This is a genomic window from Amycolatopsis sp. NPDC000009 (assembly GCF_055563465.1).
The window spans coordinates 1-11,623 of record NZ_JBVHDI010000027.1 but is presented as its reverse complement, the minus strand read 5'-3'; the positions used below and the strand labels follow the sequence as shown (position 1 = coordinate 11,623).

Genomic DNA, 11,623 nt, shown 5'->3' with positions numbered 1-11,623 from the left:
GGGGGGGGGTTCCTAACCCATGTTCCCAAACATACAAGTTGCCAAACGGGCATTCCCCAACGTTCGGTCCGGGTGATCGGCCGGCGACACCAGACCGGGCATGTTCGAGAAGGCGGCCATCCGGGTAACCCTCGGCGAAAGCACCCGACGGGAGGGAACCCGATGCCAGACAAGCTACGCCCGCCGCAGCAGCAGGAACCGCCGGGCGTGACGTCGAAAATGGACCCGCCGCCTCGTGACTCCATGGAGGACTACGAGGGCCGCGAGCTGCTGGCGGGCAAGCGCGCGTTGATCACCGGCGGTGACTCCGGGATCGGCCGCGCGGTCGCCATCGCCTTCGCGAAGGAAGGCGCCGACGTGGCGATCGCCTACCTCAACGAGCACGAAGACGCGAAGTACACCGAGGAACGCGTACGCGCTGAAGGGCGCGAGTGTCTCCTCCTGCCGGGTGACCTCGCCGAGGCGGCGCAGTGCCGGGAGATCGTGGACCGGACGGTGAAGGAGCTGGGCGGCCTGGACATCCTGGTCAACAACGTCGCCACGCAGTGGCCGGTCGACAGCCCCGAAGAGCTGACCGACGAGCAGTGGACCCACACGTTCGACGTGAACATCCACAGCTTCTTCCGGGTGACCAACGCAGCGTTGCCCCATCTGGGTGAGGGGTCGGTCATCATCAACACCGGCTCGGTGAACGGCTTGCGTGGCAACAAGTCGCTGATCGACTACTCCGCGACCAAGGGTGCCGTGCACGCCTGGACGTACGCGATGGCGCAGGCGCTGGCCGATCGCGGCGTCCGGATCAACTGCGTCGCGCCCGGTCCGGTGTGGACACCGCTGATCCCGTCGACCTTTCCGCCCGAGAAGGTGGAGAAGTTCGGTCTCCAGGTCCCGTTCGAGCGGGCGGCGCATCCCGACGACCTCGCGCCGTCGTACGTCTTCCTCGCGTCCAACCGGCTTTCGTCGTACTACAGCGGCGAGGTCATCGCCGCGCTGGGCGGCGAGACCACACCCGGCTGAGGCGCCCGACGGCGTCGACGACGGCCTCGGGCGCGAGGCGGTCCAGGCACGGATGGCCGGGCACGGGGCAGACCCGGGCCCGGCTGTCCCGGCACGCCGCCCGCTGGTCGCCGAGCACTTCGGACGGCACGCCATACGGAGCCCAGCGCGACGCCGGCACGACGGGCGCGAACAGCGAGACCACCGGGGTCCCGACGGCTGCCGCGAGGTGGGCGGGGCCGGTGTTCGGTGCCACGACGACGTCCGCGCCGGCGAGTACGGCCGCCAGTTCCGGCAATCCCGTGCGGCCGCCGAGGTCGAGTGCGTCCCCGGCGACCTGCCTGGTCAGGGCGCTTTCCGACGGTGACCCGGTGACGACGACGCGGCGTCCGGCGGTCAGCAGCGCCCGCACGATGGCGGCCGAGCGTTCGGCGGAAGGTTGCCTGGCCGGGACCGACGCCGCCGGATGGACGACCACGTAGTCCTCGTCGCCGACCAGCTCCTCCACCGGCGGCAGGGGCCAGCGGACCGCGAGACCGCCGTCGTCGCCGGGCGGCAACGAGAAGCCCGCCTCCTCGGCCAGGGAAAGCATCCGCACCGGTTCCGGCGGGTCACCGGGCACCCGGTGCCGCAGATCCAGCAGCGATCCGGGGTAGTCCTCGCAGATCGCGCCGATCCACGGCACGCCGGCCAGCCTCAGCAGCAGCGCCAGCGGGAGCGGGGACTGATGGAACGACGTCAGGATCAGGGCCGCGTCGAAGGAGAACTCGCGCAAGCGCCGGACGAGCGCGTCGGTGTCCTCCGGGGTGACGGGCGGGGGCTCGGGGTCGATCCACGGCGCGCACCAGCTGATGACCTCGTCGGCGCCGGGCAGCAGTTCGCCCGCGGCGCGGCCTCGCGGCCCGGTCAGCAGGACCACCCGCTCCGCTCCGGCCGCGACCGCGCGGACACAGGGACCGGCGAGCAGGACGTCGCCGAGGTTGTCCATCCTCGCGACCAGGACGTTCATCGAGTCCCCGCGACGGCGAGGTGAACGGCCTCGGCGAGGTCCCGCGCGACGGTCGCCCGGCGACGGGCGCGGGCGATCTCCTCCGGCCGGGTCCGCGCGGTCGGGATGAGGATCCCGCGGGCTCCGGCCGCGAGGGCGGCGTCCACGTCGGCACCGGTGTCGCCGATGACCACGCAGTGGCGGACGTCCACGCCGAGTGCCTCCGCGGCCCGGCGTACCAGCCCCGGCGCGGGTTTGCGGCAGGAGCAGCCGTCACCGTCGTCGTGCACGCAGACCTGCCAGGTGCCGAACGGGCCGAGGACCTGTTCGACACGGGCGTTCACGGCGGCCAGCCGATCCGGGGTGATCAGGCCTTTCGCCACCCCGGACTGGTTGCTGACCACGCCGACCCTGATTCCGGCCGCCCGCACGCCGTGCAGGAGTTCCTTGGCGCCGGGCACGGGACGGACACCGTCGGGATCATCGAGGTAGGGGACGTCGACGATGAGGGTGTCGTCCCGGTCGAACAGCAGAGCGTGCGGCCGCCGGGCCAGCCGGCGCCGTAGCTCCCCGCGCAGCCGGTGCCAGCAGGCCGCGGGCGGGATGAGGACGCTGGTCAGGAGCATCCGCGAGATCTCGCCAGGGGTGAGCGGCCCCGGCACGATCCGGCGCGCGGCGAACTCGGCGGTCAGTCCCGCCCACACCCCGGCCGCCGCGGCCGCGGCCTTACGGCGGCCCAGCGCGAACAGTGCGACGGCCCCGGCGGCGCCGGCGGTGGCCAGCGCGTGCCGGTCGAGCCGTCCGTGTCCGGCTCCGGTCTGCTGCCGCCAGAGGACACCGTGTTCGTGCCGCATGAGCGCGTCGTCGGCGTTGCCCCGCTGGGCGCGCAGGCTCGCCAGCGGACCCGACCGCTTGGGCGGATGGACGGTGACGCGTTCACCCCGGGCGATGAGGTAGCCCGCCTTGGCCACCCGCAAGGCCAGATCCGAGTCCTCCCGGTAGGCACGGGGGAAACGTTCGTCGAAACCGCCGACCTCGGTGAGCACGGACCGGCGGTAGGCCATGTCGGCGGTGATCCACCTGGCCGTCTCCAGCCCGGCCGTTCCGCGTTCGTCGTCGGTCGGACGGCGGTCCGGCGGCAGCGGTACGACGAGCCGCGCCTGCGACGCCGCCGTGTCCGGCCCGAGCGGGCGGAGATCGCCGTCGAGTTTCCGTGGCCAGTCCGAGCCGATGACCACGTCGTCGTCGAGGAAGGCGATCCACTCGGTCTCCGCGCGCCGCCAGCCGGCGTTGCGGGCCGCGGCGGGACCTCGTCCGCCGGAGCGGACCACTTCGATTTCCGTACTGGACAAGGGAAGCCGCAGATCGTCGCCGCCGGGCCGGTCGTCGGCGACGACGATCCGGGCGGGCCGGGGCTCTCCGGCGGCTTCGATCCCGGCCAGGAGCGTGTGGAGATTCTCCCGGCCGGTCGTCGGGATCACGATCGTGTAGTCGAGGTCGCTCACCCTCTTCCGGTACCCGGGTGCCGCGGTCGCAAACTCCGGTCAGGCCGGGATCGAGTCGGTCTTCCGCACCCATGAGCGATGTTCGCCCAGCTGCGCGAGGAACGAGGCGGAGAAGCCGTCGGGCAGGGTCGCCTCGGCCGCCGTGGTGGTCACCACGCCCTGGTCGATCAGCGTTTCGGTGTCGTCGGCCAGCTTCGAGGTCACCCCGGCCCGGCGCAGCAGGTCCAAGCCCGAACCGAAGGCGGCCACCGGCTTGCCGTGCTTGTACGCCTCGGCGACGAAGTGCACCGCGTACCCGTCGCGTTCGAGGACACTGATCGCGCTCGGGCCACACGGCACGGCGACGGCGTCGTAGAGCACCGAAGCCATGGTGTTGAGCTGCCTGTCCGGCCGTAGCGGATCCCCTTCACCACCCGGCCGGAGCTCGGCTTCGGTCGGCGCGAGGACCTCGGCGATCGCGCCCTGCTCGGTCAGCGCCTCGACCAGGCGGCGGACGCCGATCGTGTCCACCCCGTCGGCGGCGAGCACCGCGACCTTCCGGCCGGTCGGGGCGACCGAGGGCTGGTCGAGTTGGGAAAGCGCGGGGGAGGTGCGGTCGTGATGGGGTGTGGCGGGAGCGGCGGGCACGGTCACCCCGATCCCCTCGGACACCCGGGCCGCGAGGTCGTGGTCGACGTTGTTGAGCTCGGCGACGGTCCGCGCCCGGACCTCCCGGTCCTCGACCTTGCCCAGTTCGAACCGGAACGCGGCGACGATATGCTCGCGTTCGACCTGGGACATGCTGTTCCAGAACAGCGTCGCCTGACTGTAGAAGTCCTTGAAGCTCTCGCTGCGTTCCCGGATCTTGTGGCCCGCCACGGCTTCGGTGTAATGCCGGAAGACGCCGGAATCGGCGATCGCCGGGCAGCCGCCGCCGAGCGAGTTCGGGAAGTAGCTCGTCCGTCCTTGGTGGATGTTCTGCTGGCCGTGCCCGTCGCGCTGGTTCGTGTGCACCGGCGCGATCGGCCGGTTCACCGGGAGCTGGGAGAAGTTGGGGCCGCCGAGCCGGATCAGCTGCGTGTCGAGGTAGGAGAAGTTCCGTGCCTGCAACAGCGGATCGTTGGTGAAGTCGATACCCGGGACGATGTTCGCGGTGTGGAAGGCGATCTGCTCGGTCTCGGCGAAGAAGTCGTCGGGGTTGCGGTCCAGCACCATCCGCCCGACCGGTCGCACCGGCACCTGCTCCTCGGGGATGATCTTCGTGGCGTCCAGCAGGTCGAAATCGAAGTCGTGCTCGGAGTCCTCGTCCACCAGCTGGACGCCCAGCTCCCATTCGGGGTACTGCCCGGACTCGATGGCGTCCCACAGGTCGCGCCGGTTGAAATCGGGATCCTTGCCCGCGATCTTCTGGCATTCGTCCCAGATCAGGGAATGCGTGCCGAGCATGGGCTTCCAGTGGAACTTCACGAAGGTGCCCTTGCCCTCGGCGTTGACGAGCCGGAACGTGTGGACGCCGAAGCCCTGCATCATCCGGTAGCTGCGCGGCAGCGCGCGATCGGACATCAGCCAGAGCACCATGTGCAGGCTTTCCGGTTGCAGCGAAACGAAGTCCCAGAAGGTGTCGTGCGCCGACTGGGCCTGCGGGATCTCGTTGTGCGGTTCGGGTTTGACCGCGTGCACGAAGTCGGGGAACTTGATGCCGTCCTGGATGAAGAACACCGGCATGTTGTTGCCGACGAGGTCGTAATTGCCCTGCCGGGTGTAGAACTTCGTCGCGAAGCCGCGGACGTCGCGGACGGTGTCGGCCGAGCCGCGCGATCCGGCGACGGTGGAGAACCGCACGAACACGGGGATCTTCTCACCGCTGGTGAGGAATTCCGCGACCGTGTAGTCGGCCAGCGCGTCGTCGTAGGCCTCGAAGAAGCCGTAGGCGCCCGCACCGCGCGCGTGCACGACCCGTTCGGGGATCCGCTCGTGGTCGAAATGCGTGATCTTCTCGCGGGCGTGGAAGTCCTCCAGCAGTGTCGGGCCCCGGGCTCCCGCGGTCAGGGAGTCATTCGTGTGGTCGACGCGAACACCCTGTTGGGTGGTCAGCGCCGATTGCCCGGGGTCCACACGGCTTCCGCCCAGTTGTTCGTCCTTCGCGTCTTCTCGATGCTGTGCCACAGGTGTCGCCCCTTCGTGGTGGTGGTCGTCCCTCGCGGCTACCCCGGCACTGTTTCGGCAAAACGACACCGGGTAACCGGCGCGCAGGAAACTTCGAGGAGGTGCGAATGACGACGGTGGACCGGCCGGCCGTGCTGGAGATCCGCGACCCTGCCGACGACAGGCTCGTCGGCAGCGTCAAGGCGGCGACCCCCGATGGCGTCGCCGCGGCGATCGCCATGGCGAGGCGGCGGGCACCGGGCTGGGCCGCCACACCGGCGGCCGAACGCGGGATCGCGCTGAAGGACGCGGCCAGGTCGCTCCGCGAGCGGGCGGGTGAACTCGCCGTCCTCATCGAGAGCGAGACCGGAAAACCCCGCGACGAGGCCGAAGAAGGCGTCCTCGCCGGGGCCGCGACCTTGGAGCAGTACGCCGAATTGGGCCCGGTGCACCGCGGGCGGTCCTTGCTGGGGGATCCGTCGGCCACCGATCTGATGGTGCCGGAGCCCCGGGGCGTGGTCGTCGCGCTGACCCCGTGGAACGACCCCGTCGCCGTGGCCTGCGGGCTGCTGGGCGCCGCGGTGGTCACGGGGAACACGGTGGTGCACAAGCCCAGCGAACGCTGCCCGCACACCGGCGCCTGGCTGGGCAACATGCTGGCCGAGGCGCTCCCCGAGGGAGTGCTGCAAACCGTTCAGGGTGACGGGAGCGTCGGCGCCGAACTCGCGGCCCACGCGGACGCCGACGTCGTCGCGCATGTCGGCAGTACCGTCGCGGGACGTTCGATCGCGGCGAGCGCGGCGAAGACCGGCGCCAAGGCGTTGCTGGAGAACGGCGGCAACGCTCCGCTCGTCGTCGACGCCGGCGTGGATCCGGTCTGGGCGGCCGGTCAGGCGGCGACCGGGGCTTTCGCGAACTCGGGGCAGATCTGTGTCTCGGTCGAACGGATCCTGGTGCACCAGGACGTCGCGGAAGGTTTCCTCACCGCGCTGGTCGCGGAGGCGGGCCATCGCGAACTGGCCCCGCTCGTCGATCGGCGTCACCGCGAGGGGGTACACGCCCAGGTCGCGGAGGCGATCGCGCAAGGTGCCGATCCGCTCGTCGGCGGTACCGTGCCGGACGGCCCGGGTGCCTTCTACCCGGCGACCGTCCTCACCGGATGTACCTCCGGGATGCGGATTCTCCGCGAGGAGACGTTCGGCCCGGTTGCGCCGGTGACCGTGGTCGCGGACTTCGAGCAGGCGCTCGGCCAGGCGGCCGACGGCGAATACGGCCTCGCCGCCACGGTGCTGACCCCCTCGATGGCGCACGCGCAGCGGGCCTGGCGCGAACTCCCGGTCGGGACCGTGAAGATCAACAATGTCTTCGGCGGCGCGCCCGGCGGTGCCGCCCATCCGCGGGGTGCCAGCGGCAGCGGTTACGGCTACGGCCCCGAACTGCTCGACGAGATGACGCAGACGAAGGTCGTCCACATGGCGCCCCCGGGGCCGTGATGGGCGCCCGGCACAGATGGACGGAGCCGTTCGCCTGGACCGCCCGGGCGTTCCGGGTTCCGGGGGAGGAGCGCCGGAGTCTCGTCCAGACCACGAAAGCCGCGGCCGCGGCCGTGATCGCCTGGATCGTCGCGACGGCGGTGCTGCGGCTGCCGCAACCCTTCCTCGCGCCGTACGCGGCGGTGTTCCTGGTACAGGCCACCGTTTACCGCTCCCTGCGCGGCTGGGCGCAGCAGGTCGGCGCCGTCAGTGTTGGGGTGCTGCTCGCGGCGGGTGCCGGTCAGCTCGTTCCGTCGGTGACGGTGGCGCTCGGGCTGGTCATCTTCGTCGGACTGCTGATCGGCTCTTGGCGCGGTTTCGGCGATTCGGGGGTGTGGGTCGGGATCACCGGCATGCTGCTGATCACGTACGGCAACGCGACCGAGCCCGTCCTGCTCGCCGACAGGTTGCTGGAAACGGCGCTGGGCGCGGCGATCGGCGCGATCCTCAACGCGGTGATCCTGCCGCCGCTGCACGGCCGGCGCCTGCGGGAGGCGACCTCGCGGCTGGCCGCGGCGATCGCCGACGTCCTCGACGAGACCGCGGAACTGGTGCGCGGCGGGGATTCGGCCGACGCCCTCGACGGTCGCCTGCAGGACGTCCGCAGCCTGGCCGCTGAGGCGGAGGACGCGATCGGCTGGTCCCGTGAGGGCCGGTACCTGAACCTGCGCGGACGGCGGGAAACCGGCGACGAGCCCTTGTCGAACCTCATTTCGCTGTGGCAGCCGCTCGCCCAGCTGATCGACGCCGTGAGCGAGGCCGCCCGGAGCGATCAGCCGTTCCGGCATCCCGGCGAGCACGCGCGCGGGGTGGTCGCCGACCTGCTCGGAGCACTCGCCGAGGTGGCCCGGTCGGGTGACCCGGACGAACTCGATCGATGCCGCGGGCTGCTCGACGAGATCGACCACCTGCTCCTCACCCCCACCGACGAGGTCACCACGTCGATCGGACTGGGGGCGATGGCGCTGCCCGCCCGCCGTCTCGTCCAGCGGCTTCGCGCCGATTAAGCCGGGGCGACGGCGGGTAACCGTACCCATGAGCAGCAGTGGCAAGCGGATCGTGGTCACCGGCGCCACCGGCAACGTCGGGACGGCGGTGGTGCGCGCGCTGGGTTCCGATCCCGAGGTCGGCTCGATCGTCGGACTGGCGAGGCGACCCAGTCGCTGGGAGAGCCCGAAGACCGAGTTCGTCACCGCCGACGTCGCCCGCGACGACCTCCGGGCCGTGTTCGACGGCGCCGACGTGGTGATCCACCTGGCCTGGCTCTTCCAGCCCACGCACCGGCCCGAGGTCACCTGGCGGGCCAACGTGCTGGGTTCGATCCGGGTGTTCGAAGCAGCGCAGGCGATGCGGGTGCCGTCGCTGGTTTACGCGTCGTCGATCGGCGCGTACTCGCCGCGGGACGACGACCACCCGGTGACCGAGGACTGGCCGACGCACGGCTCACCCAAGGCGGCGTACACCCGGGAAAAGGCTTATGTGGAAAGGGTTCTCGAGGCGTTCGACCGCGGTCATCCCCGGATGCGGGTGGTGCGGGTGCGTCCGGGATTCCTCTTCCAGAAGGCCGCGGCACCCGAACAGCGCCGCCTTTTCGGCGGCCCGTTCGTGCCCGGCAAGCTCGTGCGGCCGTCGCTCGTCCCGATCCTTCCGGACATCCCGCAGCTGAGGATCCAGACCGCGCACACCGAAGACGTGGCCGACGCGTACCGTCGTTGCGCGCTCCAGGACGTCAAGGGCGCCTTCAACATCGCCGCCGACCCGGTGCTGGACACCCGTGCGCTGGCCCGGATCTTCGGTGCCAAACCGGTGAAGGTGCCTGCCTCCTTCGTCCGGCACGCGCTCGCCGCGGCCTGGTCGCTGCACCTGATCCCGGCCACGCCGGGACTCTTCGAAGCCGTGCTCCATCTCCCGGTGATGGACTGCACGCGTGCCAGGGAAGAGCTGGGCTGGACGCCGCGGTACTCGTCGGAGGACGCGATCGAAGCGTTCCTCAAGGGACTGCGGGAAGGCGAGGGATTCCCGACCGAACCGCTGAAACCGGACGTCGGCCGGTGGCACGAACTGGCCACCGGGGTGGGGGAGCGACCGTGAACGAGAAGGAACTGCTGCACACGCTGACCAAGGTGGTGTCCGCTTTGGACGGTACTTCGGTGCGGTTCGCCGTCGCGGGCGGCCTCGCCGTGTACGCGCGGGGCGGCCCGCCGTCCGACCACGACGTCGACCTCTTCCTCAAACACGAGGACATCGAGGAAGCGGCGGGCGCGCTGGAGGCCGCGGGACTGAGACGGGTGCATCCGCCGGAGGACTGGCTCACCAAGGTCTACGACGGCGACTGCCTCGTCGACCTCATCTTCCGGCCCAACCATCGGCCGGTCACCGACGAGATGCTCGACCGCGCTTCGCTGATGCGGGTCGGGGCGACCGCCGCCCCCGTGCTCAACGGGACCGACCTGCTCGTCGACAAGACGCTCGTGCTCGGCCCGCACCGATGCGATTTCGGGCCGCTGCTGCGGATCGCCCGTGACCTCCGCGAGCAGGTCGACTGGCACCGCGTGGCGGAGGAGACCGCCGAATCGCCGTACGCGTGGTCGTTCCTGACCCTGCTCGCGGCACTGTCCATCATCGACGGAAAGGAGCTTCCGATGCCCCAGGAAGCGCCCCAGTACCTGGTCGCCAGGCTGACCAAGGCGCTGGCGGAGGATCCGAGGACCGCCGAACTCGGCGTGCACGTCACCGTGCGCGGCGACCAGGTCCGGCTCAGCGGTGAGGTCCCGTGCGCCAACCGCAAGGCCGACATCGAGGCGGTCGTCTGCGAACACATCGCGGCCGAGCTGGTGCACGACGACGTCCGGACCGCGGACGTCCGCGAGCCGTCGCACGCCGAGGAGATCCGGTGATCCGGGTCGCCGCGGTCGGGGACGTCCACCTCGGGGAGGACAACCGAGGCCTGCTGCGGCCGGCACTGGACAACATCGCCGAACACGCCGAGGTGCTGTTGCTCGCGGGCGACCTCACCCGGCACGGCAGCGTCGAGGAGGCCAGGGTGGTGGCCGACGAGTTCGCCGGGCTCGACGTGCCCGTGGTGGCGGTGCTCGGCAACCACGACTACCACTCGGACGAGGCGGAAGCGGTCAGCGGGCTGCTGGAGGAAAGCGGGATCACCGTTCTGGAGGGTTCGGCCACCACAGTGGACCTGGACGGCGGGAAGCTCGGCGTCGCCGGGGTGAAAGGCTTCGGTGGCGGATTCGCGGGCAAATGCGCGAGCCGGTTCGGCGAACGCGAGATGAAGGATTTCGTCGAACACACCATGGCGGCCGCCAAGCGGCTGCGCACCGCGCTGGAGGGGCTCGAACACGAGCAGCCCGACGTGACCGTCGCGTTGACGCACTACTCGCCGATCCCCGGTACCCTGCACGGCGAACCGCCGGAAATCTACCCCTTCCTGGGGTCGTACCTGCTGTGCGAGCCGATCGACGACGCACAGGTGGCGCTCGCCGTGCACGGGCACGCGCACTACGGCAGCGAGCAGGGTGTCAGCCCGGGCGGGGTCCCCGTGCGCAACGTCGCCCAGCCGGTGATCCGCGCGGCGTACGCGACGTACGTGCTCGAACCTGCGAAAGTGCTGACATGAGGGATCGATTCCATGGTCAACTGAGCGTTCTCGGCGAGCTCCTGTCGAGTATGTGCGGCATGGCTTGCGAGGAACTACGCCTCGCGAACCGGGTCTTCCTCGACCGGGACGCCGAAGCCGCCGCCGAACTGGCGGCGGTCGAGGCGAAACTGAACGCGGCACGGACCACGTGCGAGGAGACCGCGCAGAAACTGCTCGCCCTGCAGGCGCCGGTCGCGCGCGACCTGCGGACCGTGCTCGCGGCGGTGTACTGCGCCGACCGGCTGGAGCGGATGGGCGACCTCGCCCAGCACATCGCCGACCAGGCCGTGCGAGCGCCGGAATTCGCCGTCCCCGACGCGCTCGCCGGCCGGTTCGGCGAGATGGCCGGGCTCGTGTGCTCGATGGCGGACGACCTCGGCGCGGCGATCGAGGGACCGACCGCGGAGGTGTTCCACTCGCTCGCCCGATCCGATGAGCGGGTCGACGCGCTGTACGAAGAACTGATGACGCTGGTCACCGAGCCGGGCTGGCCCCACGGGGTCGCGCCCGCGATCTCGGTGGCGCTGCTGGCGCGGTTCTACGAGCGGTTCGCGGACCAGGTGGTTTCCGTGGCGCGGCGGGTGGACTTCGCGCTCACGGGGGAGTTGCCCGAGTCTTCGGTGCGGGATGTGCACGCCGCGCTTTGAGGCTCACGCGAAGACCTCATGGCTGGGATAGGGACGGCGGCGGGTGTTGCGAAAGCCACTTTCGCAACCTTCAGTGTTGCGAAAGTGGCTTTCGCAAAGTACGTGGTACCCCGACACATCCTTCGAAGGGGGGCGCGCCGGAGGCCGCCGATCATCAGTCGCGACAGGGACTTTCGGGG

At 70.7% G+C, this 11,623-nt stretch carries 10 protein-coding genes; 7 read left to right on the top strand and 3 right to left on the bottom strand.

Features of this window, described 5'->3' with window-relative positions:
* Positions 1-162 precede the first annotated feature (162 nt).
* A complete protein-coding gene (locus tag ACZ3HL_RS40350; RefSeq protein ID WP_465417888.1) occupies positions 163-1,017 on the top strand; it encodes an SDR family oxidoreductase in 855 nt (284 codons plus the stop codon).
* On the opposite strand, the gene ACZ3HL_RS40345 is transcribed toward ACZ3HL_RS40350, so the two are convergent.
* The 3 genes from ACZ3HL_RS40345 to ACZ3HL_RS40335 are packed head-to-tail and all read right to left on the bottom strand — an operon-like array spanning position 980 to position 5,634.
* Entirely contained in the window at positions 980-2,005 is a 1,026-nt protein-coding gene (locus ACZ3HL_RS40345; protein WP_465536978.1) for a glycosyltransferase family 9 protein, read from the bottom strand. The genes ACZ3HL_RS40350 and ACZ3HL_RS40345 overlap by 38 nt on opposite strands.
* Positions 2,002-3,489: an HAD-IIIA family hydrolase gene (locus tag ACZ3HL_RS40340; RefSeq protein ID WP_465536976.1), complete on the bottom strand. Its 1,488-nt coding sequence runs from the start codon at positions 3,487-3,489 to the stop codon at positions 2,002-2,004. Before ACZ3HL_RS40340 ends, ACZ3HL_RS40345 begins: the two co-directional genes overlap by 4 nt.
* A gap of 39 nt (positions 3,490-3,528) precedes the next feature.
* A complete protein-coding gene (locus ACZ3HL_RS40335; protein WP_465536973.1) occupies positions 3,529-5,634 on the bottom strand; it encodes a catalase in 2,106 nt (701 codons plus the stop codon).
* 107 nt (positions 5,635-5,741) lie between these two features.
* On the opposite strand from ACZ3HL_RS40335, the gene ACZ3HL_RS40330 reads away from it, so the two are divergent.
* From ACZ3HL_RS40330 to ACZ3HL_RS40305, 6 genes are read left to right on the top strand one after another with little or no spacing between them, the layout of a single operon-like run.
* Positions 5,742-7,106 (top strand): aldehyde dehydrogenase family protein, encoded by a 1,365-nt coding sequence (locus tag ACZ3HL_RS40330; RefSeq protein WP_465536970.1) that lies wholly within the window; start codon positions 5,742-5,744, stop codon positions 7,104-7,106.
* Entirely contained in the window at positions 7,106-8,152 is a 1,047-nt protein-coding gene (locus tag ACZ3HL_RS40325) for an FUSC family protein (RefSeq protein ID WP_465536968.1), read from the top strand. Before ACZ3HL_RS40330 ends, ACZ3HL_RS40325 begins: the two co-directional genes overlap by 1 nt.
* A 28-nt stretch (positions 8,153-8,180) precedes the next feature.
* The gene (locus ACZ3HL_RS40320) at positions 8,181-9,236 is read left to right on the top strand and encodes an NAD-dependent epimerase/dehydratase family protein (protein ID WP_465417878.1); all 1,056 of its coding nucleotides are present in this window, start codon (positions 8,181-8,183) and stop codon (positions 9,234-9,236) included.
* On the top strand, positions 9,233-10,042 hold the full coding sequence (locus ACZ3HL_RS40315; protein ID WP_465417876.1) for a hypothetical protein: 810 nt from the start codon (positions 9,233-9,235) through the stop codon (positions 10,040-10,042). Before ACZ3HL_RS40320 ends, ACZ3HL_RS40315 begins: the two co-directional genes overlap by 4 nt.
* Positions 10,039-10,776, top strand: coding sequence for a metallophosphoesterase family protein (locus ACZ3HL_RS40310; RefSeq protein WP_465536966.1), 738 nt, complete (start codon positions 10,039-10,041; stop codon positions 10,774-10,776). The genes ACZ3HL_RS40315 and ACZ3HL_RS40310 overlap by 4 nt, the downstream gene beginning before the upstream one ends.
* A complete protein-coding gene (locus tag ACZ3HL_RS40305) occupies positions 10,773-11,444 on the top strand; it encodes a phosphate signaling complex PhoU family protein (RefSeq protein WP_465536963.1) in 672 nt (223 codons plus the stop codon). The genes ACZ3HL_RS40310 and ACZ3HL_RS40305 overlap by 4 nt, the downstream gene beginning before the upstream one ends.
* Positions 11,445-11,623 lie beyond the last annotated feature (179 nt).

Excerpts from the sequence above, each read along its gene's own strand:
- ACZ3HL_RS40345 (WP_465536978.1), bottom strand. The coding sequence starts at position 2,005 with ATGAACGTCCTGGTCGCGAGGATGGACAACCTCGGCGACGTCCTGCTC.
- ACZ3HL_RS40305 (WP_465536963.1), top strand. The coding sequence starts at position 10,773 with ATGAGGGATCGATTCCATGGTCAACTGAGCGTTCTCGGCGAGCTCCTG.
- ACZ3HL_RS40320 (WP_465417878.1), top strand. The coding sequence starts at position 8,181 with ATGAGCAGCAGTGGCAAGCGGATCGTGGTCACCGGCGCCACCGGCAAC.
- ACZ3HL_RS40350 (WP_465417888.1), top strand. The coding sequence starts at position 163 with ATGCCAGACAAGCTACGCCCGCCGCAGCAGCAGGAACCGCCGGGCGTG.
- ACZ3HL_RS40330 (WP_465536970.1), top strand. The coding sequence starts at position 5,742 with ATGACGACGGTGGACCGGCCGGCCGTGCTGGAGATCCGCGACCCTGCC.
- ACZ3HL_RS40325 (WP_465536968.1), top strand. The coding sequence starts at position 7,106 with ATGGGCGCCCGGCACAGATGGACGGAGCCGTTCGCCTGGACCGCCCGG.